Source organism: Ruegeria sp. HKCCD8929, from assembly GCF_013031405.1.
Taxonomy (GTDB): Bacteria; Pseudomonadota; Alphaproteobacteria; order Rhodobacterales; family Rhodobacteraceae; genus Ruegeria.
Window position 1 is genome coordinate 381,389 of record NZ_WPZY01000002.1, and the last position, 22,746, is coordinate 404,134.

Below are 22,746 nucleotides of genomic sequence, written 5' to 3' on the forward strand. Positions count from 1 at the left end.
GGTCGTGAGTTAAGGTGTTAATTAGCAAATTTGCATTTAGCGGACGTAGTGTTGCCAATGATTTGCAAATTTGCCGAATAAGTCTTTGGTGCGCGCCCCGCAGACTATATGGTCCGGCCAGATTTCAAAGAGGATAATCGCCATGAAAGACATCCTTTCCGAGCTTGAAGACCGCCGCGAGGCCGCGCGGCTGGGGGGCGGGCAGAGACGGATCGACGCGCAGCACACCCGGGGCAAACTGACGGCGCGCGAGCGGATCGAACTGCTGCTGGACGAGGACAGCTTTGAAGAGTTCGACATGTTCGTGTCGCACCGCTGCACCGATTTCGGGATGGAAAATCAAAAGCCTGCGGGCGATGGCGTGGTCACCGGTTGGGGCACGATCAATGGCCGCATGGTCTATGTGTTCTCGCAGGATTTTACCGTGTTCGGCGGCTCGCTGTCGGAAACCCACGCGCAGAAAATCTGCAAGATCATGGATATGGCGGTGCAGAACGGCGCGCCGGTGATTGGCATCAACGACTCGGGTGGGGCGCGAATCCAGGAAGGCGTCGCCTCGCTGGCGGGCTATGCCGAGGTGTTCCAGCGCAACATCATGGCCTCGGGCGTAGTGCCGCAGATCAGCGTGATCATGGGCCCCTGCGCGGGTGGCGCAGTTTACTCTCCGGCGATGACCGACTTCATCTTCATGGTCAAAGATACCTCATACATGTTCGTGACCGGTCCCGACGTCGTGAAGACCGTGACCAATGAGGTGGTAACCGCCGAGGAACTGGGCGGAGCTTCGACCCACACCAGAAAATCCTCGGTCGCCGATGGTGCTTTCGAGAACGACGTCGAGGCGCTCGCCGAGGTGCGGCGTCTGGTGGACTTCCTGCCGCTCAACAACCGCGAAAAGCCGCCCGTGCGCCCGTTCTTTGACGAGCCGGGGCGGGTCGAGGCCTCGCTGGACACGCTGGTGCCGGAAAACCCGAACACGCCCTATGATATGAAGGAACTCATCGTCAAAGTGGCGGATGAGGGCGATTTCTACGAAATTCAGGAGGATTTTGCCAAGAATATCGTCACCGGGTTCGTCCGACTCGAGGGCCAGACCGTGGGCGTCGTCGCCAACCAGCCGATGGTGCTGGCGGGGTGTCTGGACATCGACTCGAGCCGCAAGGCCGCCCGTTTCGTGCGCTTCTGCGACTGTTTCGAAATTCCGATCCTGACGCTGGTCGACGTGCCGGGCTTCCTGCCGGGGACAAGCCAAGAGTATGGCGGCGTCATCAAGCACGGGGCCAAGCTGCTCTTTGCCTATGGTGAGGCGACGGTGCCGAAGGTGACGGTGATCACCCGCAAGGCCTATGGCGGTGCCTATGATGTGATGGCGTCCAAGCACCTGCGTGGCGATTTCAACTATGCCTGGCCCACCGCCGAGATTGCGGTGATGGGCGCCAAGGGGGCGACCGAGATCATCCATCGCGCCGATCTGGGCGACGCGGAAAAGATCGCCGCCCATACCAAGGACTACGAAGACCGCTTCGCCAACCCCTTCGTGGCGGCCGAACGCGGCTTCATCGATGAGGTGATCATGCCGCACTCGACACGACGCCGGGTATCACGTGCCTTTGCCTCGCTGCGGGGCAAGTCGCTGAAGAACCCGTGGAAGAAGCACGACAATATTCCGTTGTGAGGCTGTGGGATGGGGTGAAACCCCATCCTACGAAAGATGACAGATGACCCAACTCTGGAAAAACCAAGCCTTCTCCATCTCCCACGCCGACGACTCTCCCCCCGTCGGCCAGGGCCTGCGTGCATTCTTCGAGTACCGGGATCTGGGCATCAAGGACGCCACCCAAGGCAAGTTCGGTGCCCATGTCATCCGCGCGGTTCCGGGGATGGAAAGCCCGGGCGCATGGCACAGCCATGATCTGGAGTTCCAGATGGTCTATGTCACCAAGGGCTGGGTCGTCTTTGAATATGAAGGGCAGGGTGAACATACCCTGCGGGCGGGTTCCTGCGTCCTTCAGCCTCCGGGCATCAGGCACCGCGAGGTCCGGCATTCGGACGATATGGAACTGATCGAAATCACGGCGCCCGCTCAGTTTGACACAAGGGACGAACCTGCCCCATGATCCGCGCGAGCCGAAATGAAACAGCGCACGCCGCATGCGTAGCGCAAGCAGCCCCGGCGGGAGGAGCCCGCCAATGGTGGGGTCGGGGCTGCGGATACGCTGTGCTGTTTTCGGCTTTTGCATCCACGGCCGCCGCCGAGGCCTCGCTACCGGTTCCGTCGGGACAGCCGGTGCAGTTGGAGAATGTTCTGCTCGACAACAATCCGGGAGAGTTGTGGGTTCGTTTCCGCTTCATCGCTCCGCGGATCGGCTCGACGGTGGGTCGAATCGGCTATGACGTGGCTGCTATCGACATGAACCATCTGTGCCAGACCCTGGTGATCCCGTACGTCGCCAAACATGCGCTCGACCCTGCGCGGGTCATCGTTTCCCTTTCGGACCGATCGGTGGAATTTGGCCGATCGGACCCCGAGGCCACCCAGTTCTTTGAGGCCTATCGGCTGGAGAATACCCGCTGTATCTGGGAGGAGTTCTGAGAATGCCACAATATATTGCGGTTTTCCCGCCCATTCTGCGAACTTCTGAGGCTTTGGAGTCACAAGCCATGAAACTGAACACCTTTGGATGTATTTCCGATAAAGCATCGGCTATGGTCGCCCCCGGTCGTGCTTATTCGGCCGTGACCTCGGACGAGGGGCAGGCAGGGGTTTGCGCCCCTGTTGGAATTGATAACAGAGTCAGGAGAAATAGATGTCGAAGTGCATCAAGTTTGTCGCCATGGTGGCTTTCGTCGGTGCTGTTGCCGCATGCGGTCAGCAGGAAGAAGAAGTCGTCGTGGTTGAGCCGGTTTCGACCGAGCCGACCTTCACCGGCAAGTACAAGTAATTCCTCCGCGGGACCGGCCCTGCGGTCGGTCCCGCGAACCCCGGCAGCCCCGGCACGGGAGGGTCTGCCATGCTGAAGCACCGCGGTTTTCCCGGCCGCCTTCCCGGCACCGATTTCCAGTTCACCATCCGTCGCGCCAATCCCAAGGGCGTCACACCCCTGACCCGCCGCGAGCGGTTCCGCGACCGTAAACCGGCCGACCGACGCGCTGACATGGCCTTTCTCGAAGCACTGTGGATGCAGTTCGGCGATCAGCCCTTCGAGCGCGGCAATCTGGATGCCGGGCGGCTGAGCTGGCTGTTCGGGCGTGAGGTGATCCCCGCCGAAGACCCGTTCGATCCCGCGAGTTACGAGGCTCTTCTTGTTATCGACGTGGACACGGCGCGGCTGTCCTTTCCTGACGTGTTCGACGGGGGCCGCTGACCGTGATCCCGAGCACGCAGCATACCTCCAAGCCCAGAAGGGCAGCGCTGCGGCAAGGGCCGCAGCGCCGGGTTGCGTGCTCAGAAATTGAGCTGGATGGCGGCCTGAATGCGGTCGCCGTCAAAGGTGGCTCCAGTGGTGGCGTCATTGCGCTCGCCCTGGATGTATTCGGCGCTGAGCGTCAGGTTGTCGGTCACGTTGTAGAAGGCGTTGACGTGGATCGTCTCCAACTCGGTGAACGACAGGGTGCCGGTCGAGGTGGGCAGGTCATACTCCTCGCGGCCATAGGCGATGCCCACGTTCCACTTGTCACCGATATCCTGCCGGAACTCGAGCGTATAGCCGTCGACGTCATTGGCAACACCACCAACAGCGGCATCCCCGAGGCCGATCAGAAGCGGGCCGAGCGCTTCGCCGGTGACATAGGTTGCCTGAAACAGACCGCCCTGCCACGGACGGATCGAACCCGAAAGCGTGATGCCGGTCTGATCGACATCCGTTCCGCCGGAATTCACGGTGCCGATCAGGCCAGCGACACGGGCGCTGTATCGGTCGGTGTCGTAGGACAGGGCAGCAGTAAAGACCGGATCATCCGAGTCGGCGGTGTTTTCCTCGATCGAAGCGCTGAATGTGGTTTGACCGAAGGTGTTCGTGTATCGAATCTGCGGGACCCGCGCAAAGGCAATCCCGACGGGGCCGTTGAATTCCACGGTTGTCGGGTATTGGGCGAGCGGCATGAAGTTCGTCCAGTCCTGGCCAATGATCCAGTGATCACCGATCCCGATATTGGCGTGACGCAAGCGCAGTTCGGCGGCGCCACCAGAGGCGAAGAGATCAAGCTCCAACTGACCCCGAAGCTCGCCAATGTCGGTTTGGGTCGTGGTCCTAAACCCCAGGCGCGACTGGCGGAGGGTCGCCCCGAAATTGCCGTCAGTGGCATTGGCCGGTTCACCGATATTGTTGACGAATGCCGTGTCGCCCTGATTGAAGTCGAAATCGTAGAAGAAGTCGGCTTTGACATAGCCATAGATGTCGATGTTGGTCTGGCCGATCTGGAAATTGGTCAGATCGCCCGAGGGCCGCGCGCCGCCGGCCTCAAGCGCCTCGACCCGCGCGCGCAGCGCGTCCAGTTCGGCCTGGGTCTGCGCGTCCTGCGCCCAAAGTGGCGCGCTCGCGAGCGTCGATGCCAGAATGGCAAGCGAAGACATGGCTGTTCTGTGTTGTTTCATGAGAGTCCATCCCTGTATGCAGTGGTGCACAATCAGCGTTCCACACGGCCCAACCTGGGTGAAATGACGTTCAGGCGAGATGGCGTGAGACGATTCTCATCGAAACTTGATCCAAACTCACATCGCTCTCACCGCGCTGCGATATCCGCTCCTAACCGTTTGATAGTAAGCGGTAGTTTTCCGATTCGCGGAGGTGCCAAATGTGATCGCGAAAGCGCTTGGCGCACCGCCATGCAAGATCGCCGTCACACAGTCGTGACACGTGAACATCGTTCGTCCAGCACCGCTTCGCACAGCCCGATCGGCACGATTTTGCGCGCTTATCCGCCGAATGGGCAGAAACCAGCCGGATTTTGCGACTGCGAAAAAGTCGTGTTGGCGACGCCGCGTCAAGCAGGCAGATTGGCCGGGCCGTGCGGCACTTCTATGCCTGCGCCGCACATGCACCTACTATTCCGTACCCCTTCCTTAGGCGGGCCGGTCAGTGTTTTTCACATTGACCCGCCCGCTTTTTTCTTTGCCGATGGCGAAGCCCGGTTTGGGCAGAGTCCCGCGCAGCGCAGCAACTCGCGGCGAATTGCCTTGCGGACAAGCCGAAATCCCCGGCATCTGACGAGCAATCAGTCAACGTCTGTTAGGGGATGGAACACATGCGGACGCTTCGAATCTCTTCGGCACTCTTACTCTGTGCAGGCCTTGCCGCCTGTGGCGACAACCCGGGTGAACAGGCGCTCTATGGCGGCAGCGCGGGTTTCCTCGGCGCGCTCGTGCTTGACAGCAACCCGGTCGTCGGCGCGGCGGCGGGTGCTGCCGGAAACCTGCTTTATTGCAAACTCGAGAGAAACTGCCGCTAACCGGATTCTGAACTTCCGGGCCGCTCCCGGCCCGACCGTACACATGCAGAACGCCGCCCTTGGCCGATTGGCCGGGGGCGGCGTTCTGCGTCTGAAACACCCCAAGACAAAGGACGTTCCATGTTCAACAAGATCCTGATCGCCAACCGGGGCGAAATCGCCTGCCGGGTCATCAAGACCGCGCGCAAGATGGGTATTGCCACTGTCGCCATCTACTCGGATGCCGACAAACAGGCGCTGCATGTCGAAATGGCGGACGAGGCCGTCCATATCGGCCCGCCGCCCGCGAACCAGTCCTATATCGTCATCGACAAGGTGATGGAGGCGATCCGGGCGACCGGCGCACAGGCGGTGCATCCAGGCTACGGCTTTCTGTCCGAGAACTCGAAATTCGCCGAGGCGCTCGAGGCCGAGGGTGTGGCTTTCGTCGGCCCCCCAAAAGGCGCCATCGAGGCGATGGGGGACAAGATCACCTCGAAGAAGATCGCGCAGGACGCGAATGTGTCCACGGTGCCCGGTTATATGGGCCTGATCGAGGATGCCGACGAGGCGGTGAAGATCTCGAACGACATCGGCTATCCGGTGATGATCAAGGCAAGCGCTGGCGGTGGCGGCAAGGGCATGCGGATCGCCTGGAACGATGAGGAGGCGCGCGAGGGGTTCCAGTCGTCCAAGAACGAGGCGGCCAGCAGCTTTGGTGACGACCGTATCTTCATCGAAAAATTCGTGACCCAACCGCGCCATATCGAGATTCAGGTGCTCTGCGACAGCCACGGCAACGGCATTTATCTGGGCGAACGCGAATGCTCGATCCAGCGCCGGAACCAGAAAGTGGTGGAAGAGGCGCCTTCGCCCTTCCTTGATCCGGAAACCCGTAAAGCGATGGGCGAGCAGGCGGTGGCGCTGGCCAAGGCCGTGGGCTACGCCAGCGCGGGCACGGTGGAATTCATCGTGGATGGTGACAAGAACTTCTACTTCCTCGAAATGAACACCCGCCTGCAGGTGGAACACCCGGTAACCGAGCTGATCACTGGTGTCGATCTGGTGGAACAGATGATCCGCGTTGCGGCAGGCGAAAAGCTGACCATCACGCAGGACGACGTGCAGCTGAACGGCTGGGCTATCGAGAACCGGCTTTATGCCGAGGACCCGTATCGCGGTTTCCTGCCGTCGATCGGCCGTCTGACCCGTTATCGCCCGCCCGAAGAGACCGCCGCCGGGCCGCTGCTGGCCAACGGCAAATGGCAGGGCGAGGCGCCCAATGGCGCCACCGCCGTGCGCAACGATACCGGCGTCTATGAGGGCGGCGAGATCAGCATGTATTACGACCCGATGATCGCCAAGCTGTGCACCTGGGCGCCCACGCGTGAGCAGGCCATCGAGGCGATGCGTGTGGCGCTCGACAGTTTCGAGGTCGAGGGCATCGGTCACAACCTGCCCTTCCTGAGTGCGGTGATGGATCACCCGAAATTTGTCTCGGGCGACATGACCACCGCCTTCATCGCCGAGGAATATCCCGACGGGTTCGAAGGCGTGACCCTGCACGAGGATGACCTGCGCCGCATCGCGGCCTCATGCGCGGCCATGCATCGGGTCGCCGAGATCCGCCGTACCCGCGTTTCGGGCCGGATGGACAACCATGAGCGCAAAGTGGGCACTGACTGGACCGTCAGCCTGCAGGGCCATGAATGTAATGTGACCATCGACGCCGACCCGGAAGGCTCAACCGTGAGTTTCGAGGGTGGCGGCAAATACCGCGTGGCCTCGAACTGGACGCCGGGCGATCAGCTGGCGATGCTGGATGTTGACGGCAGCCCGCTGGTGCTGAAGGTGGGCAAGGTCTCGGGCGGGTTCCGAATCCGCAACCGGGGTGCCGACCTCAAGGTGCATGTGCGCACGCCGCGTCAGGCGGAACTGGCGCGCCTGATGCCCGAGAAACTGCCACCTGACACCTCGAAAATGCTGCTCTGCCCGATGCCCGGCCTGATCGTGAAGGTCGATGTCGAAGTGGGGCAGGAGGTGCAGGAAGGTCAGGCGCTGTGCACCATCGAGGCAATGAAGATGGAAAACATCCTGCGCGCCGAGAAAAAGGGCACCGTGGCCAAGATCAACGCGGGCCCCGGCGACAGCCTCGCCGTGGACGATGTGATCATGGAGTTCGAGTAGCCGCGCGATGACCGAGTTTCTGTCGCATAACTGGCTGCTTCTGGCACTTTGTGCCAGCGCGGTCCTCGTGATCGCCTTCGGGCTTTCCGAGGATGCGCGTGTCGCGCGCCGGGTTTTTGTGCAGTTCATACTCAATATCGCGCTGCCGCTGCTGGTCATTTTCGGCGGGGTGCTTGTCGTCCTCGCCGTCAATACGGATCTGGATGAACGCATCTGGGCCGCCATCATTGCGGGTTTGGTCATCGCCACCGGCTGGCTGACGACTGCCATTTTTGGCGAATTGGGCAAATCCCGCGACAAGGCCGAAAAGCTCCGGGATTATCACAAGGCGCTCTATGCCGAGATCGGCAATACGCTGCAGGTTCTCTGGGATCGGGGGCAGGCCGAGCAGGAAGCGAATGCGCTGGTCGCGCGGATGGAGGCGGACCTGGGTTTCATCCCTCTGATCCCACGTGAACACAATGATTTCGTCTACGATTCCCTGGTGGATGAGATCGAAGTGCTTCCGCGTGTAACCATCGACGCGGTTGTGGCCTATTACAGCCTGATCAAGTCAATCGCAGCACAGGCCGAGGATATGCGGGGTGATGTGTTCCGCAGCGCCGATATGACACAGGACCGGCGCATCCTGATGTACCGCGACTATTTCGAGACACGAAAAAGCGCGTTTGCCTTGGGGCAATACGCGCTGCGTCTGATTAAGGAATATGCGGAAAACGGTCCCGCGGCCGCGGAACAGCTGGCTAAACGGCTCAGTAACCCGGTCTCGGGCCGGTCCGGCCAGTCACCGGAATCGGAGTGAACGGAATGTTGGGATCTTTTTCCATCCGGTCGTCCTTTCCTCGTTTCCATGAAGGGCATTTGGCCCCTTCAAAATTAAATATAGGTGAAGGTGAGGAGGCGTACAAGGGAACAGCGCCTCAGTTGCTCTGGCGCCGCTCTCGAATTTCGCGTTCTCGCATCGGGGTCTTGTCGATGGACCGGCTGAGCTCGCGCACGCTCCACGGGAAAGGTTTGCGCAGTTTCACCACCCCGTCCTTGTCCACGAAGACCAGCTGGAACCCGCGCGGGCGCAGTTTCGTGCGCAGGGCGGACCGGGCGGCCGGGTCGGTATCGGTTAGCACCACCACATCGCGCTCAAGCAGCATCGCCTCGCCGCTTTGCAGCATGTCGATCTGTTGCTGGAACCGGGGGTCGGCGGGGGTATCCGCAAACACCACGATGGGCCGGTTTGTCCATAAAAATTCGCTCAAATCGCGGTCACCGGCGGGCTGGATCAGCCCTTCATCCGCCGGGAGGGAGCCATCCGCGGCCCATGCGGCCACCGGGATAAGTGCTGAGAAAACAAGGGCTAGCGTGCGGGTCATGCGATCTCCTGTTGGGTTGAATATAGACCCGGATGGCGGGAATGCGACCGGAGAAATGCGCGCGGTCACCAAAAAGTTTAACGTTAATCGCTTTGTCAGGGGTTCGACATGACCATCGTTCCGTTCCCCACCACCCCACCGCGCCGTGCGACGCGGAGCCGAGGCAAAGCCATGGACGTCATATTGCATATCGGGGCGCATCGTTGCGCCACCACCAGTTTTCAGCACTACATGCGCAGGAATGCCGAGGTTTTGTTGCGGCAGGGGATCGGATTCTGGGGTCCGCACCGGACCCGCTCGGGGATGTTTCACGGGATCGCGCCGGGCCGGATATCCGCTTCGAAACGGCGGCGGCGCGGCGCCGGGCGTCTAGCGGAGGCGCTTTCCAGCAGCACCCGGCGCGGGGTAAAGCGACTGGTCGTAAGCGATGAGAACATGCTAGGCACGATGCGCCGGAACATGGCCGAAGCGCAGCTTTATCCCGCCGCAGGCGAGCGTATGGCGCATTTCGTTCAGGCGTTCGAAGGGAGTGTCACGGACGTGATCCTCAACATCCGCGCGCTGGATCACTACTGGGCCTCGTCGCTGGGATACGGGCTGAAGCGGGGCCGGGGGATTCCGAGCCCGGTCGCGTTGGAATGGATCGCAAGCGGCGAGCGCAGTTGGCGCGACGTGATCACCGACATCGCCAGCGCTATCCCCGGCACTCGGCTCTGGGTGCTGCCGTTCGAGATCTTCGCAGGCCGCCCGGACGCGCAACTGGCTGCCGTGACGGGTGGTCCGGCGCCGGGCGAGCACTGCCGCCAATGGTGCAATGCGACGCCGCGTTTGCCGGAACTCCGTGCGGCCATGCCGCCCGACCTCGCGGCTGCGCTGCCTAGGGGCGATGCGCGCTGGAACCCGTTTTTCCCGGCACAGGCCGCGCATATGCGCGCGGTCTATGCCGATGACCTGATGTGGCTGGCCACGGGCGCCGACGGGCTGGCCCGGCTGGTGGGCGATCCTGACAAAAAACCGGCGGGGCAAACCCTGCCAAGACCCGAATTGACAAGAGGAAGACGCAATGACCAAAACCGACGATTGGCACGCGCTGGCTGAGAAAGAGCTGCGCGGCCGTCCCGTTGACGATCTGAACTGGACCACGCTGGAAGGCATCGAGGTCAAGCCGCTCTATACCGAGGCGGACACGGCGGAGCTGCCGCATATGGGCACGCTGCCGGGTTTCGGCCCATTCACGCGCGGGGTGAAGGCCACGATGTATGCGGGCCGTCCGTGGACGATCCGGCAATATGCCGGGTTCTCGACGGCAGAGGAATCGAACGCCTTCTACCGCCGCAATCTGGCCGCTGGTCAGCAGGGTGTTTCGGTCGCTTTCGATCTGGCGACGCACCGGGGCTATGACAGCGATCATTCCCGCGTGGTCGGCGATGTGGGCAAGGCCGGTGTTGCCATCGACAGCGTCGAGGACATGAAAATCCTGTTCGACGGCATCCCGCTGGACAAGGTTTCCGTGTCCATGACCATGAACGGCGCGGTGATTCCGGTGCTGGCGAGCTTCATCGTCACCGGTGAGGAACAGGGCCATGACAAGTCCGTGCTGGCGGGCACCATTCAGAACGACATTCTGAAAGAGTTCATGGTGCGCAACACCTATATCTACCCGCCGGAACCGTCGATGCGGATCATCTCGGATATCATTGAGTACACCTCGAACGAGATGCCCAAGTTTAACTCGATCTCGATCTCCGGCTACCACATGCAAGAGGCCGGGGCGAACCTGGTGCAGGAACTGGCCTATACGCTGGCGGACGGTCGCGAATATGTGCGCGCCGCGACGGAGGCCGGGATGGATGTGGACAAGTTCTCGGGGCGGCTCTCGTTCTTCTTTGCCATTGGCATGAATTTCTTCATGGAAATCGCAAAACTACGCGCGGCGCGGACATTGTGGCATCGGGTGATGACTGAGTTCGGGGCCAAGTCCGAACGCTCCAAGATGCTGCGCACTCATTGCCAGACCTCTGGCGTGTCGCTGCAGGAGCAGGACCCTTATAACAATGTGATCCGCACGGCCTATGAGGCGATGAGCGCGGTTCTGGGAGGCACCCAATCGCTGCACACAAACGCTCTGGACGAGGCTATTGCGCTGCCCACTGATTTCTCGGCCCGCATCGCGCGGAACACGCAGCTGGTGTTGCAGGAAGAAACCGGGGTGACCAATGTGGTCGATCCGCTGGCGGGTTCTTACTACGTCGAGAGCCTGACCAATGACCTGATCGACAAGGCCTGGGCGCTGATGCAGGAGGTGGAAGAGATGGGTGGTATGACCAAGGCCGTCGCCTCGGGCATGCCCAAGCTGCGCATCGAGGAATCGGCAGCGCGCCGTCAGGCGATGATCGACCGGGGCGACGAGGTGATCGTCGGGGTCAACAAATACCGCAAGGAACAGGAAGATCCGATCGACATTCTTGAGGTCGACAATCAGGTGGTGCGCGAGGCGCAGATCGCACGGCTTGAGAAGATGCGTGCCGGGCGTGACGAGGCCGTGTGTCAAGCTGCTCTGGATGAACTGACCCGCCGCGCCAAGGAAGGCGGCAACCTGCTCGCAGCGGCGGTTGAGGCTGCACGTGCGCGGGCCTCCGTAGGGGAAATCAGCATGGCAATGGAAAAGGAATTCGGCCGTCATCGCGCCGAGGTGAAGACGCTGGCCGGGGTTTACGGCGCGGCCTATGAGGGTGATGAGGGCTTTGCCGCGATCCAGAAGTCGATCGAGAATTTCGCCGAGGCCGAGGGCCGCCGCCCGCGTCTGCTGGTGGTCAAGATGGGGCAGGACGGGCACGACCGGGGTGCCAAGGTGATCGCCACCGCTTTTGCCGATATCGGCTTCGACGTGGATGTGGGGCCGCTGTTTCAGACCCCTGCCGAGGCGGCGCAGGATGCCATCGACAACGATGTGCATGTGGTCGGCATCTCGTCCCAGGCGGCGGGTCACAAGACGCTGGCGCCTCAATTGGTCGAGGAACTGAAGAAGGCCGGCGCCGAGGATATCATTGTGATCTGCGGTGGCGTTATCCCGCAGCAGGACTACAAGTTCCTGCAGGACAATGGCGTCAAGGCGATCTTCGGGCCGGGGACCAATATCCCTGAAGCGGCCCAGGATATTCTGAAACTGATCGGCGAGGCGCGCGCCTGAGGCACACGCGAAGGGGCTGTCTGCCCCTTCTGCTCAATGCGTGGGCATTGAGCATTCATCCCCGAGGATACTTTAGAACAGGAGAAGCAGGGGGCGTTGGCTCTCTGCTTTTTGTCGTTTATCTGCGGATGGGGTTGGGAGGGATGCGATGCAACTGGATCACTTGGCGGTGGCGGGCGAAACGCTGGATGCGGCGACGGCGCATGTGGAAGAGGCGCTGGGCGTGCGAATGCAGCCCGGCGGGCATCATGCGCGGTTTGGGACGCACAACCGGCTTTTGGGGTTGGCGGAGGGGCTGTATCTGGAGGCGATTGCGGTCGATCCGGATGCGCCGGACCCGGGGCGGCCGCGCTGGTTCGATCTGGACCGGTTTGCGGGGCAGCCACGATTGAGCAACTGGATCTGTCGGGTTGACGATATTGAACGTGTACCCGAGCAGGCCGGCAAGCCGGTGGCGCTGGAACGGGGTGATTTGCGGTGGCGGATGGCGGTTCCCGAGGAAGGGCGGCTGCCCTTTGACAATCTGTTCCCGGCGCTCATTCAGTGGCAGGGCGCGTTGCATCCAGCGTCGATGCTGGCACCGAGCGGATGCGCGCTGCGGCGGCTGATCGTGACCCATCCCGAGGCACAGGCGCTGTCGGCGCTGTTGGGGACGCTGGATAGGGTCATCTTCGAGGTGGGAGACGTTGGCTTGCGCGCCGAGGTCGAGACACCCCATGGGCTGTGGGTGCTGGAATGACGATCCGGCGGGCGCGGGAAGAGGATGCCGATGCGATTGCGGCGATCACCAATCAGGTGATCCGCGACACGTTGATCACCTTCACCACCGATGAACGCGAGGCTGGAAAGATCGCGGAGGATATCGCAGCGCGGGGCCCAGCGTTTCTGGTTGCGGAATTGGATGGTCAGGTGGCGGGTTTTGCCACTTATGGGCCGTTTCGGGGTGGTCCGGGCTATGCCTTTACCAAAGAGCATTCGATCCAGCTCGCGCCCGAGGCGCGCGGCCATGGGCTGGGCCGGGCGCTGATGGCGCGGCTGGAGGATGTTGCGCGGGCAGAGGGCGTGCATGCTCTGGTGGCTGGGGTGTCGGGCGCTAATCCCGAGGCCATCGCCTTTCATGCAGCATTGGGGTTCGAGGAGGTCGGGCGGATGCCGCAGGTCGGGCGCAAACAGGACCAGTGGCTGGACCTTGTTCTGATGCAGAAAATTCTCGGCAAGGCATGAATTGCCGCACCTGACACCGTCTGCCGGGCAGGTTAGGGTGTGGCCATGTCACTCTGGACCCGCATCACCGACGCGCTCAGTGCCCTTGCGCAGGGCGAAAGCCTGACCGAGGTGTTCGAGCGCCTGCGCACGCCACCCGAACGCTCGGTGGCCTTTGCCATTGCGGTCATTGCCTTGGGTGCCAAGATGGCCAAGGCCGATGGACAGGTCACTCGCGACGAGGTTACCGCCTTTCGCGAGGTGTTCCAGATCGGCCGCGAGGAAGAGGCGGGCGCCGCGAGGGTCTTCAACATGGCGCGCACGGATGTGGCGGGCTATCAGGATTATGCCCGCAAGATCAGACGGATGTTTGCCGAGGACAGCACCACGCTCTGCGATCTTATGGAGGGGCTGTTTCATATCGCCATGGCGGACGGGTTCTATCACCCGGGCGAGAACGAGTTCCTTGAGGAAGTCAGCCGGATCTTCGGCCAGACCGATCAGCAGTTCAAGGCGCTGCGGGCGCGTTTCGTGCCTGACGCGCCCAACGATCCCTATACTGTGCTCGGTGTTTCTCCGGACATGCCGCTGGCCGAGATCCGCAGGGTCTGGCGGCAGTTGGTGCGCGACACCCACCCCGATGCGATGATGGCGCGGGGCGTTCCGGAAGAGGCGATCCGGCTGGCCGAGAAGAAGCTGATCGACATCAACCGCGCCTGGGACGAGATCAACGGGGCGAAGGTCTGAGGCGATGCGGCTGGCAACCTACAATATCGAGTGGTTCGCCAACCTGTTCGACAAGGAGGACCAGTTGATCATCGACGACAGCTGGTCTGGCCGCCACGATGTGACCAAGGCGCAGCAGATCGAGGCGGTGGCAAAGGTGCTGATCGCGCTTGAGGCCGACGCGCTGCTGATCGTCGAGGCGCCCAATACCGGGCGGCACCAAAACACGGTCCGCGCGCTGGAAGGGTTCGCCGATACGTTCGATCTGCGTACGCGAAAGGCAGCGATGGGCTTTGCCAACGACACGCATCAGGAGCTGGCGTTGCTCTATGATTCTGACCGGCTGGAGGTGCGCCACGATCCCAAGGGGCAGGAGACCGGCAAGAAGGGCAGCACACAGGCGCCCCGGTTCGACGGTACTTTCCGGATCGATCTGGATATCGACACAACCGAGGATCTGGTGCGGTTTTCCAAGCCTCCCCTGGAACTGGCCATGCGCACGCAGGGGGGAACCGATCTGCGCCTGATCGGTGCGCATCTGAAATCCAAGGCGCCGCACGGGGCCGAGACGCGGGACGAAGTGATCCAGATTTCGATCGCCAACCGCCGCAAACAACTGGCGCAGGCGATCTGGCTGAGGGCGCGGGTGGAAGAGCATCGCACGGCGGGGGAAGAGGTGATCCTGATGGGGGATCTAAATGATGGCCCTGGGCTCGATGAGTTCGAGCACCTGTTCGGGCGGTCCTCGGTCGAGATCCTGCTCGAGGCGGGGCTTTACGACCCCCATGCGTCGAAAGCGGCTCAGGTCCGGCCCGGGCCGCTGCCCACGACGGCGCGGTTCGAGATGCAGGGCGAGGGGCGCTATCTGCAGGCTTTGCTGGATTATGTGATGGTCACTCCGGGGCTGCGTGCCAAGCGGCCAGCATGGCGGATTTGGCACCCGTTCGATGACGTGGAATGCTGGCGGATGCCGGAACTGCGCGAGGCGTTGCTGACCGCCTCGGATCACTTCCCGGTCACGCTGGATATCGAGATATGACCTTTGAACCCAAGCTACTGCGACCCTATATCCGTCTTATGACACGGATCGCAGCCCTGACCCTCACCGCTTGCCTGGCCGCATCATCGGCGCTGGCCGAGGATGAGGACAATGGCAAATCCTTGATGGAGCAGGGGGCCGAGCTGTTCTTTGAGGGGCTGCGGCAGGAGATGGAACCGGCGCTCGACAATCTGTTGGGCATGGCCGAGGAGTTCGGCCCCTCGATGCGGTCGTTCTTTGAGGAGATGGGTCCGGCACTGGCAGAACTCGCAGGCCAGGTGCAGGACTGGAGCGCCTATGAGATGCCCAAGATGCTGCCCAATGGCGACATCATCATACGCAAGAAGGCCAAGCCGGAAGAACCGGAGGATGCGCCTGCAGAGGATGAGGCCCCCGAAGGGACGACCGATATCTAACGCTTAGTTCCGAGTCAGCCGCGGGTGATGAGTCGGGTTTCAACATCCAGGGCGCCGGCCAGTGATTTCAGCCGGGCCTCGGCCACTTCGCTGTAAAGCGGCAGGGTGGCCCTGGGCAGGGTCACCTCGAGCAGTTTTTTCTTGGGGTAAAGGCGCAGCTTGCCCATCTTTGCGTCGTTCTGCATCCACAGCATCGCGCCGAACCGCATGGCCTTGCCCAGAATCTCCGCCTGTTTCTGCCCTTTTTCATCCAGCAGCTCATAGAGTGGATCGAACTGGTTGCCTTCGCGCTTGTTGCGGTAGCGATGCTGCAAGGCCAGCCCGATGAAGATGCGTTCTGAGTGTTTTAGCCCGCTCAGATTGGCGCGGGTGACGTTGTCAAAGCAGATCTCGGCGCGATAATCGGGATGGGCGCGCCAGCTGACGTCATGCAGTAGGCAGGCGGCCTTGATCAGGCGGATCTGTGCCTCGGGGGCCGATTTGAACAGCGGCATGACGAAATCGAACAGCTTTTTGCCGAAGCCCGGCAGGCGCGCATCCTTGGCCTCGGCAAAGCGGCTGGCCTCGACCAGCGGGTCGCGGTCGCGCAGGCGCTGGGGCATCTGTTCATAAAGCAGCCCTTCGCGAATGCCGTAGCTTGAAATCGCGATATCCTTGGGCTTGAAGGTGCGGATCAGGCGCGTCAGCACATCCATCGCATAAGGTACCAGCGCCATGCGCGAGCCGGACACGCCCGCGGCGGCGCGCAGCGTTTCAGGGTCGCTCTGCTCGATGAATTTGACCGTCTCGCGCACCTGTCTGGTGGTCATGCGGTATTCGTGCAGCACCTTGAGCGGATAACCCCGGCGCAGCATGTCGAGGCGGGCAAAGGCGCGCCAGCTGCCGCCGACCAGAAACAGACGGTCCCGTTGCGGGCCAAGCTGGCTGCGCAGCTCTTCCATCACCTGCTTGATATGCGCCTTGCGCCCACTGCGCCCGCCCTTGATGTCGCGCAGTTTCAGCGGACCCAGCGCCGAGGTGAGGCGGCGTCCGACCTCACCTTCGCCGATTTCGGCCAGTTCCATGGACGAGCCGCCGATGTCGCAGATCAATCCGTAAGCACCGGGCCAGCCCAACAACACGCCCTGCGCCGACAACCGCGCCTCTTCCTCACCATCCACGACCGAGATGTGCAGACCCGTTTCGCGCTCGACCTCGGCGCAGAAATCGGGCCCGTCAGTGGCGTCGCGCACGGCGGCGGTGGCGACAACATGCAGCGGTGGCAGGTGCAGATCCCGCGCCAAATGCTGAAAGCGCCCCAGCGCCGCCAGGGCACGGTCACGGCCCGACGGGTTCAATCGCCCGGTTTCGGACAGGCCCGCGCCGAGGGCACACATGATTTTCTCATTGTAGAAATAAGCGGGTGAGCGGGCCGCGCCGTCAAACACGACCATCCGGACCGAGTTCGATCCCACATCCACCACACCGACCCGAGACAGCGCCCGCACACTTGGGTCGTCGAACAGGGGTCTGCCAAAGGGCCCCCAGTCCGGCGCGACGGTTTCGATTACTTGTTCCATCTTCCCCCCGGCGTCTGGTCCCCGGCAGGATGCGAAATCGCCGGGAACGGGTCAATCGGCTGGTTCAGGCCGGACCTGCGTCATCTTGGAGCACGCGACTGGCCAGCGCCCGCGTGATCTCACGCTTTTCGGCCAGCGCGATGCGGTCGAGGCGTTCGACAACCTCGGCGGCGGTTTCGAATCTGCGGTCCATGTGTTTGACGAGATACGAGATGACTTCAGGCTTGGGGCTGAGTTGTCGATCAACGAAGAGCTTGGCCAGAACCGCACCCAGCAGCGCGTCGTCCGGCGGACCAAGGGCAACATGATGGGCGCCCTGAATGCGGCTTTGTAGGTCGGCCAGCGGAAGTTGCCACAGATTGGGGGCCAGCCGTCCGGTCATCAGCAATGTATGACCCTCGGCAAGCACCAGATTGTGCAGGTGGAACAGGGCCTTCTGCCGTTCGAGATCGTCGGCGATTCCCGGCACGTCTTCGACCGCGATGGGGCCGCTGGCCAGATCTGGAACATCCTCGTATCGCAGCGTTTCGGCCTGCACGATGCGGCCACTTGTTTCCGCGGCCCAGACATGGGCGAGATGGGTCTTACCTGCGCCTGCCGGCCCGCTCAGCACCAGCTTGTTACCCGGCCAGGACGTGGCCGAGATCATCGCCACCGCCAGGGCGTTGGCGGGGGAGACAAAGAAATCCTCCCGCCCGAGTGCTGTCTTGGCGGGCAGATCAAAGCTGAGCTGTGTGGCCATTCAGTCGGTGTCCTGCGCCTTGTCCTGTGCCGATTCCTGACCCACCAGGCCGGTGTAGAGACGGCTGACCAAGTATTGACCGGTGCCGAAACGCGCAAGCACGCCAAGGGCCGCGGCAACCGGAACCGCGATCAACATCCCGACAAACCCGAACAGCGCGCCAAAGACCGACAGCGCCAGCAGCAGCCAGACCGGGTGCAGCCCGACCGAGCTGCCGACCAACTTGGGAGTCAGGAAGTTGCCCTCGATCACCTGCCCGATGGCAAAGATGCCCGCGACCAGCCCTATCGAGGTCCAGTCGCCCCAGAACTGGAACAGCGCCAGCCCGATGGCCAGTGCGCCGCCGATGAGCGCGCCGAGATAGGGGATGAAGGTGACCAGCCCGGCAATGAAGCCCACGATCAGGCCGAATTGCAGCCCGACGATCATCAGCGCAACGGCGTAGTAGATGCCGAGGATCAGGCAGACAGTGCCCATGCCACGCACGAACGAGGCCAGTACCGCGTCGATCTCACCGGCCAGCTTGCGGATCACCGGCGCATGATCGAGTGGCAGGAGCGAGTCGATGCGGGCAATCATCCGGTCCCAGTCGAGCAGCAGGTAGACCGCCACAACCGGCACGATCACCAGCAGAACCACCACGTTGATGGCCGAGCCCACCGAGGTGACGACGGTTTGCAGAACCTCTCCGGTCTTGGATTTCAGCGTTTCGCCGAAAGACACGAGGAACTGATGGGTGTTCGATTCCGTATCCAGCAGCGAGGGGAAGCGTTTGTCGATGAAGGCGCGCAGGTCCTGGAACAGGGTGGGCAGGGTCTCGACGAGATCGATCAGCTGGGCGATCAGCGCTGGTACGACCATCAGGAAGGTGATGACGAACAGGGCCACCGCGACCACCGTGATCAGCGCCGTCGCGGCAACGCGGGACAGGCCCAGCCGTTCCAGCCGGTCAGCCACGGGATCGAGGAAATAGGCGATGGCCGCGCCGATCACGAACGGTAGAAGAACGTCGCCCAACAGCCAGAGCACAAAGACAAAAACCGCAGTCGCAATGCCCCAGTATCTGAGCTGGTCTTTCACCGGCAAGGCCATGGCGGGTTTCCTCGTTACACCTATCTGTCCCGTTCTTGGCCCATGGAGGGACGCGATGCAAGCATTTCGCAGTGCGCCCGTCAGGCGCTCAGATGTGCAGCGTTCCCAACTCAGGTGTATCCGCGCCCGCTTGCTCGTCCGGCCAGTTGGTACGCCAGATTTCCGCTGACCAGTGGCCGCAATGAACGGGGGGACGGTCGAACCCCGGTATCGGGCTTAGCAACGGTTCGACAACGACATCGTGGCGCGGCACGGCGAAGTAGGGGAACGAGTACCGCTCCCGCCCCGACCGGTTCACCACCCGGTGCGGTGTCGATTTCAGCCGTCCGCCCGACCACAGCTCCAGCATGTCGCCGATATTGACCACAAAACCGCCGGGCGGGCAGTCGGGCGTGATCCAGCCGCCATTGCGGGTCTGCACCTCTAGCCCGCCGACCGGATCAGGGGCGATGATGGTCAGGGCGTCGGTGTCTTTGTGCGGATGGATGCCGAACCCGGCCTCGTCCGGGGCCTGCGGCGGGTAGTGCAGGAGCGTCATGTTGGTCAGCGGATCGGAGAAAGCGTCGCGCAGCGTGCCGGGGGCGATCTCCAGCCCGCCCTCCAGCGCGCCCAGCAACTGATCGGCCACGGTGTCGAGCTGCGCCCAATAGCTCAGGACAACCTCGCGTGCGCCCGGTACCTCGCGCGGCCAGAGGTTCGGGCCATAAAGCGGGCAGGCCGTGCGGATCGGCGCATCTGGGGCCACCTCGTGGTGCAGCTTGTACCCTTCGTACTTGTCCGCCGTGCCGCTGCCATCGTTGGGGGTGAAGAACCCCATCGGAATATAGCCGCGATAATTGTCACGAGTTATCGCCTGATCCCACTTGCTGGCCTCATCGACGGCAAAGATCTCGCGGACGGTCCGGCGCACGGTTTCGACCGTTTCAGGCGCGATGCCGGTGCCGGTGATCGAGAGAAACCCAATGCCTGTGCAGGCGTCGAGGATCTGGCGCACCACCGCGTCCCGTTCGTGATGGTTCGGGGTGCCGAGCGGCGAGATGTCGATTGTGGGTATGGTTTGCATCAGTTCACCCTTACGCCCTGCCGGTCGAGTTCGGTTTGGATGGTGCCAATGTCGACCTGGTCCAGCAACCGGTTGCTGTTCAGCGCTTGCCCGGCGGCGATTCCGGCGCCCTGTCCCATGACCGCGCAGCAGGCCATGTTGCGGGTGGCGGCATGGGCTATTCGGTCGGCCCCGTGCGACCGGTCGGCAACCAACAACCCTTCGATCCCCTTGGGCAGCATCGAGCGGTAGGGCACCTGCGTGTACCGACCCGTGGTGGGCAGGATCAGGATGCCGTAGCCGTCGACGAACTCGGGGTAGACGCCGATGCCGCCCGCCTCGACGGTCTTTTCATGCCGGTACCAGGCAAAGCCCTCGACCCCCACGGCGGTGATGTTGCCGCCGAAACAGCCGAACCTGTCCATCAGCGTGACCTCAGCCCCGGCGCGGGCGGCGGCCAGCGCGGCGGCGAGGCCGGCGGGCCCCGAGCCCACGACCAGAATGTCGGTGCGGTGCACGACTGGTATCTGCCGGGCCGGTTCCAGAATGCTGTCCATGGGCGCCTCTTCGATCTAGGTCCGGGCACCCTCCGGCATCGCCCGTTCGCGGGTCAACCGCAAAACCGACGCCGCCCGCGTCGCGAAAACGCCAAAGTCCGATTGCCTGCCGCTTCCCTTTGCCTTAGACCCCGAAAAACCGCGTTTTTGACGAAGAAGAGAGAGCCGATGCGCCTGTCCCGTTATTTCCTGCCCGTTCTCAAAGAGAACCCCTCGGAAGCGCAGATCGTCAGCCATCGGCTGATGCTGCGTGCCGGCATGATTAAGCAAGCCGCTGCGGGGATCTATTCCTGGCTTCCGCTGGGCTTCAAGGTGCTGCGCAAGCTGGAAAACATCGTGCACGAGGAACAGGCGCGCGCGGGCCACATCCCAATCCAGATGCCGGTCCTGCAATCGGCGGACCTGTGGCGTGAATCCGGCCGCTATGACGATTACGGGCAAGAGATGCTGCGGATGCAGGACCGGCATGGGCGCGACATGCTCTATACGCCCACGGCCGAGGAACTGGTGACCGACATTTTTCGGGGTCATGTCAGCAGCTACAAGGACATGCCGCTGACCCTGTACCAGATCCAATGGAAGTTCCGCGATGAGATCCGCCCGCGTTTCGGCGTGATGCGGGGGCGGGAATTCCTGATGAAGGACGGCTACAATTTCGACCTGACCAAGGAAGATGCGCTGCACGCCTATAACCGCCATCTGGTGAGTTACCTGCGCACCTATGAGCGGATGGGGCTGCAAGCCATCCCGATGCGCGCCGACTCCGGTCCGATCGGTGGAGACGACACGCATGAGTTCCTGGTTCTGGCCGACACCGGCGAATCCGAGGTGTTCTATGACAGCGCCGTGACCGATATCCGGCTGGGGCAGCGCGACATCGACTATGACGACAAGGCGCAGTGCCGGGCGGTGATGGAGGAGTTCACGTCGCTCTATGCCCGCACGGATGAGACCCATGACGAGGCGCTGTTCAATCAGGTGTCCGAAGACCGCCGCCGCTCGGCCCGGGGGATTGAAGTGGGGCAGATCTTCTATTTCGGCACCAAGTATTCCGAACCGCTGGGCGCGACCGTGCAGGGGCCGGACGGCAAGCCGGTGGCGGTGCATATGGGCAGCCACGGCATTGGTGTCAGTCGCCTGATCGGCGCCATCATCGAGGCCAGCCATGATGACAACGGCATCATCTGGCCCGAGGGCGTGACGCCGTTCCGCTGCGGCATCGTCAATCTGAAACAGGGCGACGCTGAGGCGGATGCGGCCTGCGACAAGCTTTATGCCGCGCTGACCGCTCTGGGGCTTGAGCCGCTCTATGACGACCGCAACGAGCGGGCAGGGGGCAAGTTCGCCACCATGGACCTGATCGGCCTGCCTTGGCGGATCACGGTTGGCCCGCGTGGACTGAAGAACGGGGTGGTCGAACTGACCTCACGGCGGACCGGCGAAAACGAGGAGTTGAGCCCCGAGGCCGCCGTCACCAAGATCGCGGGTATCTACGAGGGGATCGCCTGATCGCGTCGCTTTGGTTTTGAGGACTCGATTTCAAAGCAAAGCACGGTGCTGAAACGCGTCGTGCTTTGTTGAAGCCGGTTCTCATTGCTTTGCGCTGCGATCCGCAGGATCGCCCTGTCTCCGGAGCGCAAAGAACCGGCAGTCTGACTGGCCTGCTTAGACCGGCTTTGCGTTCATGCCGGGGCGGGTGATCAGCAGATCGCCGTCAGCGCCAGCACCCGGCCGGGCGACCACGATGGGTCGGCCCAAACGTCCAACCAGATCGCGCAGGTCGAGGCCCAGGAACCTCAGACCGCATACCCGGTCGCCGGTGGTCCGGTCGGTGATGCACAGCCGTCCCTCACGAAAGGCCAGACGATAGCCTTTTACACGCAAAGTATCCATCAAGGTGGTCCAGCTGGATGCGCCTTCGAACACGGGCCGGATCACGGCCCGAAGCAGCGCTGCGGTTTCGCAGTCCAGTTGGTTGGCCAGATTGTTGGGGTTAGACATTTGACCGGCATACACCGATCCTTCAATTCCAGTTTGAAATCCCATTTTCTTAGTGCCTCGCACTTACTCGTTAATCCCCCACAAACAGGGTGACAAAATTTCATTTAATAATCAAAGTACGCAAGTATATTACTGCAAGCCTGTTGCATTTTGAAGTCAGTTAGCGCCAACGAAAACAAACTGTTTCGTGATCGGCGT

Annotated in this window: 24 protein-coding genes; 16 read left to right on the plus strand and 8 right to left on the minus strand. The window is 62.3% G+C overall.

Annotation, left to right across the window (positions count from 1 at the left end; all coding sequences use genetic code 11):
* The first annotated feature begins 142 nt into the window (after nucleotides 1-142).
* The 5 genes from GOX53_RS04495 (at nucleotide 143) to GOX53_RS04510 (ending at nucleotide 3,365) form a co-directional block, all read left to right on the plus strand.
* The gene (locus tag GOX53_RS04495; protein ID WP_171173819.1) at nucleotides 143-1,675 is read left to right on the plus strand and encodes an acyl-CoA carboxylase subunit beta; all 1,533 of its coding nucleotides are present in this window, start codon (nucleotides 143-145) and stop codon (nucleotides 1,673-1,675) included.
* A 43-nt stretch (nucleotides 1,676-1,718) separates the two neighbouring features.
* A complete protein-coding gene (locus GOX53_RS04500; protein ID WP_171173821.1) occupies nucleotides 1,719-2,117 on the plus strand; it encodes a cupin domain-containing protein in 399 nt (132 codons plus the stop codon).
* A 101-nt stretch (nucleotides 2,118-2,218) separates the two neighbouring features.
* Complete coding sequence (locus GOX53_RS04505; RefSeq protein ID WP_371810251.1) at nucleotides 2,219-2,593, plus strand: DUF6497 family protein; 375 nt, start codon at nucleotides 2,219-2,221, stop codon at nucleotides 2,591-2,593.
* Between the two features lie 214 nt (nucleotides 2,594-2,807).
* Nucleotides 2,808-2,942, plus strand: a complete 135-nt coding sequence (locus tag GOX53_RS30085) for a hypothetical protein (protein WP_256415806.1) — start codon at nucleotides 2,808-2,810, stop codon at nucleotides 2,940-2,942.
* A 69-nt stretch (nucleotides 2,943-3,011) separates the two neighbouring features.
* Entirely contained in the window at nucleotides 3,012-3,365 is a 354-nt protein-coding gene (locus GOX53_RS04510) for a hypothetical protein (RefSeq protein ID WP_171173825.1), read from the plus strand.
* An 80-nt stretch (nucleotides 3,366-3,445) separates the two neighbouring features.
* Here the strand turns inward: GOX53_RS04510 and GOX53_RS04515 are convergent, their stop codons facing one another.
* Nucleotides 3,446-4,594: a DcaP family trimeric outer membrane transporter gene (locus GOX53_RS04515; protein ID WP_254446455.1), complete on the minus strand. Its 1,149-nt coding sequence runs from the start codon at nucleotides 4,592-4,594 to the stop codon at nucleotides 3,446-3,448.
* Nucleotides 4,595-5,244: 650 nt separating this feature from the next.
* Here GOX53_RS04515 and GOX53_RS04520 point away from each other — a divergent pair.
* From GOX53_RS04520 to GOX53_RS04530, 3 genes are all read left to right on the plus strand, one after another.
* The gene (locus GOX53_RS04520) at nucleotides 5,245-5,448 is read left to right on the plus strand and encodes a hypothetical protein (protein ID WP_171173827.1); all 204 of its coding nucleotides are present in this window, start codon (nucleotides 5,245-5,247) and stop codon (nucleotides 5,446-5,448) included.
* Nucleotides 5,449-5,568: 120 nt separating this feature from the next.
* Nucleotides 5,569-7,614, plus strand: coding sequence for an acetyl/propionyl/methylcrotonyl-CoA carboxylase subunit alpha (locus tag GOX53_RS04525; RefSeq protein WP_171173829.1), 2,046 nt, complete (start codon nucleotides 5,569-5,571; stop codon nucleotides 7,612-7,614).
* Nucleotides 7,615-7,621: 7 nt separating this feature from the next.
* Complete coding sequence (locus GOX53_RS04530) at nucleotides 7,622-8,416, plus strand: hypothetical protein (RefSeq protein ID WP_171173831.1); 795 nt, start codon at nucleotides 7,622-7,624, stop codon at nucleotides 8,414-8,416.
* A gap of 118 nt (nucleotides 8,417-8,534) precedes the next feature.
* Here the strand turns inward: GOX53_RS04530 and GOX53_RS04535 are convergent, their stop codons facing one another.
* A complete protein-coding gene (locus GOX53_RS04535; protein ID WP_171173833.1) occupies nucleotides 8,535-8,981 on the minus strand; it encodes a DUF4174 domain-containing protein in 447 nt (148 codons plus the stop codon).
* Between the two features lie 108 nt (nucleotides 8,982-9,089).
* On the opposite strand from GOX53_RS04535, the gene GOX53_RS04540 reads away from it, so the two are divergent.
* The 7 genes from GOX53_RS04540 to GOX53_RS04570 all read left to right on the plus strand — a co-directional run bounded on the left by GOX53_RS04540 (nucleotide 9,090) and on the right by GOX53_RS04570 (nucleotide 15,555).
* Entirely contained in the window at nucleotides 9,090-10,079 is a 990-nt protein-coding gene (locus GOX53_RS04540) for a hypothetical protein (RefSeq protein ID WP_254446456.1), read from the plus strand.
* Entirely contained in the window at nucleotides 10,045-12,171 is a 2,127-nt protein-coding gene (gene scpA, locus GOX53_RS04545; protein WP_171173835.1) for a methylmalonyl-CoA mutase, read from the plus strand. The genes GOX53_RS04540 and scpA overlap by 35 nt, the downstream gene beginning before the upstream one ends.
* Nucleotides 12,172-12,319: 148 nt before the next feature.
* Nucleotides 12,320-12,910, plus strand: a complete 591-nt coding sequence (locus GOX53_RS04550) for a VOC family protein (protein WP_171173837.1) — start codon at nucleotides 12,320-12,322, stop codon at nucleotides 12,908-12,910.
* Nucleotides 12,907-13,395, plus strand: coding sequence for a GNAT family N-acetyltransferase (locus GOX53_RS04555; protein ID WP_171173839.1), 489 nt, complete (start codon nucleotides 12,907-12,909; stop codon nucleotides 13,393-13,395). Before GOX53_RS04550 ends, GOX53_RS04555 begins: the two co-directional genes overlap by 4 nt.
* A 45-nt stretch (nucleotides 13,396-13,440) precedes the next feature.
* Nucleotides 13,441-14,121, plus strand: coding sequence for a molecular chaperone DjiA (locus tag GOX53_RS04560; protein ID WP_171173841.1), 681 nt, complete (start codon nucleotides 13,441-13,443; stop codon nucleotides 14,119-14,121).
* A 4-nt stretch (nucleotides 14,122-14,125) separates the two neighbouring features.
* On the plus strand, nucleotides 14,126-15,139 hold the full coding sequence (locus tag GOX53_RS04565; protein WP_171173842.1) for an endonuclease/exonuclease/phosphatase family protein: 1,014 nt from the start codon (nucleotides 14,126-14,128) through the stop codon (nucleotides 15,137-15,139).
* On the plus strand, nucleotides 15,136-15,555 hold the full coding sequence (locus GOX53_RS04570; RefSeq protein ID WP_254446457.1) for a hypothetical protein: 420 nt from the start codon (nucleotides 15,136-15,138) through the stop codon (nucleotides 15,553-15,555). The genes GOX53_RS04565 and GOX53_RS04570 overlap by 4 nt, the downstream gene beginning before the upstream one ends.
* A gap of 14 nt (nucleotides 15,556-15,569) precedes the next feature.
* Here GOX53_RS04570 and GOX53_RS04575 read toward each other — a convergent pair whose 3' ends face one another.
* From GOX53_RS04575 to GOX53_RS04595, 5 genes are all read right to left on the minus strand, one after another.
* Nucleotides 15,570-17,114 carry a Ppx/GppA family phosphatase gene (locus GOX53_RS04575; protein WP_171173844.1) on the minus strand — a complete coding sequence of 515 codons (1,545 nt, stop codon included), beginning with the start codon at nucleotides 17,112-17,114 and terminating at the stop codon, nucleotides 15,570-15,572.
* A gap of 64 nt (nucleotides 17,115-17,178) precedes the next feature.
* A complete protein-coding gene (locus tag GOX53_RS04580; protein ID WP_171173846.1) occupies nucleotides 17,179-17,856 on the minus strand; it encodes a DnaA/Hda family protein in 678 nt (225 codons plus the stop codon).
* Nucleotides 17,857-18,948 carry an AI-2E family transporter gene (locus GOX53_RS04585; RefSeq protein WP_171173848.1) on the minus strand — a complete coding sequence of 364 codons (1,092 nt, stop codon included), beginning with the start codon at nucleotides 18,946-18,948 and terminating at the stop codon, nucleotides 17,857-17,859. It lies immediately after the preceding gene.
* Nucleotides 18,949-19,036: 88 nt separating this feature from the next.
* Nucleotides 19,037-20,011: an isopenicillin N synthase family oxygenase gene (locus GOX53_RS04590; protein ID WP_171173850.1), complete on the minus strand. Its 975-nt coding sequence runs from the start codon at nucleotides 20,009-20,011 to the stop codon at nucleotides 19,037-19,039.
* Nucleotides 20,011-20,547 carry an FAD-dependent oxidoreductase gene (locus GOX53_RS04595; protein WP_171173852.1) on the minus strand — a complete coding sequence of 179 codons (537 nt, stop codon included), beginning with the start codon at nucleotides 20,545-20,547 and terminating at the stop codon, nucleotides 20,011-20,013. The genes GOX53_RS04590 and GOX53_RS04595 overlap by 1 nt, the downstream gene beginning before the upstream one ends.
* A gap of 168 nt (nucleotides 20,548-20,715) precedes the next feature.
* Here GOX53_RS04595 and proS point away from each other — a divergent pair, with 168 nt between their 5' ends.
* Nucleotides 20,716-22,056 carry a proline--tRNA ligase gene (gene proS / locus GOX53_RS04600; protein WP_171173854.1) on the plus strand — a complete coding sequence of 447 codons (1,341 nt, stop codon included), beginning with the start codon at nucleotides 20,716-20,718 and terminating at the stop codon, nucleotides 22,054-22,056.
* 156 nt (nucleotides 22,057-22,212) lie between these two features.
* Here proS and GOX53_RS04605 read toward each other — a convergent pair whose 3' ends face one another.
* Nucleotides 22,213-22,548: a hypothetical protein gene (locus GOX53_RS04605; protein WP_254446458.1), complete on the minus strand. Its 336-nt coding sequence runs from the start codon at nucleotides 22,546-22,548 to the stop codon at nucleotides 22,213-22,215.
* Nucleotides 22,549-22,746: the final 198 nt, after the last annotated feature.

What these genes read in the sequence shown, in the direction of transcription:
- GOX53_RS04495 (WP_171173819.1), top strand. Translation starts at nt 143, where the DNA reads ATGAAAGACATCCTTTCCGAGCTTGAAGACCGCCGCGAGGCCGCGCGG.
- GOX53_RS04500 (WP_171173821.1), top strand. Translation starts at nt 1,719, where the DNA reads ATGACCCAACTCTGGAAAAACCAAGCCTTCTCCATCTCCCACGCCGAC.
- GOX53_RS30085 (WP_256415806.1), top strand. Translation starts at nt 2,808, where the DNA reads ATGTCGAAGTGCATCAAGTTTGTCGCCATGGTGGCTTTCGTCGGTGCT.
- GOX53_RS04510 (WP_171173825.1), top strand. Translation starts at nt 3,012, where the DNA reads ATGCTGAAGCACCGCGGTTTTCCCGGCCGCCTTCCCGGCACCGATTTC.
- GOX53_RS04515 (WP_254446455.1), bottom strand. Translation starts at nt 4,594, where the DNA reads ATGAAACAACACAGAACAGCCATGTCTTCGCTTGCCATTCTGGCATCG.
- GOX53_RS04520 (WP_171173827.1), top strand. Translation starts at nt 5,245, where the DNA reads ATGCGGACGCTTCGAATCTCTTCGGCACTCTTACTCTGTGCAGGCCTT.
- GOX53_RS04525 (WP_171173829.1), top strand. Translation starts at nt 5,569, where the DNA reads ATGTTCAACAAGATCCTGATCGCCAACCGGGGCGAAATCGCCTGCCGG.
- GOX53_RS04530 (WP_171173831.1), top strand. Translation starts at nt 7,622, where the DNA reads ATGACCGAGTTTCTGTCGCATAACTGGCTGCTTCTGGCACTTTGTGCC.
- GOX53_RS04535 (WP_171173833.1), bottom strand. Translation starts at nt 8,981, where the DNA reads ATGACCCGCACGCTAGCCCTTGTTTTCTCAGCACTTATCCCGGTGGCC.
- GOX53_RS04540 (WP_254446456.1), top strand. Translation starts at nt 9,090, where the DNA reads ATGACCATCGTTCCGTTCCCCACCACCCCACCGCGCCGTGCGACGCGG.
- scpA (WP_171173835.1), top strand. Translation starts at nt 10,045, where the DNA reads ATGACCAAAACCGACGATTGGCACGCGCTGGCTGAGAAAGAGCTGCGC.
- GOX53_RS04550 (WP_171173837.1), top strand. Translation starts at nt 12,320, where the DNA reads ATGCAACTGGATCACTTGGCGGTGGCGGGCGAAACGCTGGATGCGGCG.
- GOX53_RS04555 (WP_171173839.1), top strand. Translation starts at nt 12,907, where the DNA reads ATGACGATCCGGCGGGCGCGGGAAGAGGATGCCGATGCGATTGCGGCG.
- GOX53_RS04560 (WP_171173841.1), top strand. Translation starts at nt 13,441, where the DNA reads ATGTCACTCTGGACCCGCATCACCGACGCGCTCAGTGCCCTTGCGCAG.
- GOX53_RS04565 (WP_171173842.1), top strand. Translation starts at nt 14,126, where the DNA reads ATGCGGCTGGCAACCTACAATATCGAGTGGTTCGCCAACCTGTTCGAC.
- GOX53_RS04570 (WP_254446457.1), top strand. Translation starts at nt 15,136, where the DNA reads ATGACCTTTGAACCCAAGCTACTGCGACCCTATATCCGTCTTATGACA.
- GOX53_RS04575 (WP_171173844.1), bottom strand. Translation starts at nt 17,114, where the DNA reads ATGGAACAAGTAATCGAAACCGTCGCGCCGGACTGGGGGCCCTTTGGC.
- GOX53_RS04580 (WP_171173846.1), bottom strand. Translation starts at nt 17,856, where the DNA reads ATGGCCACACAGCTCAGCTTTGATCTGCCCGCCAAGACAGCACTCGGG.
- GOX53_RS04585 (WP_171173848.1), bottom strand. Translation starts at nt 18,948, where the DNA reads ATGGCCTTGCCGGTGAAAGACCAGCTCAGATACTGGGGCATTGCGACT.
- GOX53_RS04590 (WP_171173850.1), bottom strand. Translation starts at nt 20,011, where the DNA reads ATGCAAACCATACCCACAATCGACATCTCGCCGCTCGGCACCCCGAAC.
- GOX53_RS04595 (WP_171173852.1), bottom strand. Translation starts at nt 20,547, where the DNA reads ATGGACAGCATTCTGGAACCGGCCCGGCAGATACCAGTCGTGCACCGC.
- proS (WP_171173854.1), top strand. Translation starts at nt 20,716, where the DNA reads ATGCGCCTGTCCCGTTATTTCCTGCCCGTTCTCAAAGAGAACCCCTCG.
- GOX53_RS04605 (WP_254446458.1), bottom strand. Translation starts at nt 22,548, where the DNA reads ATGTCTAACCCCAACAATCTGGCCAACCAACTGGACTGCGAAACCGCA.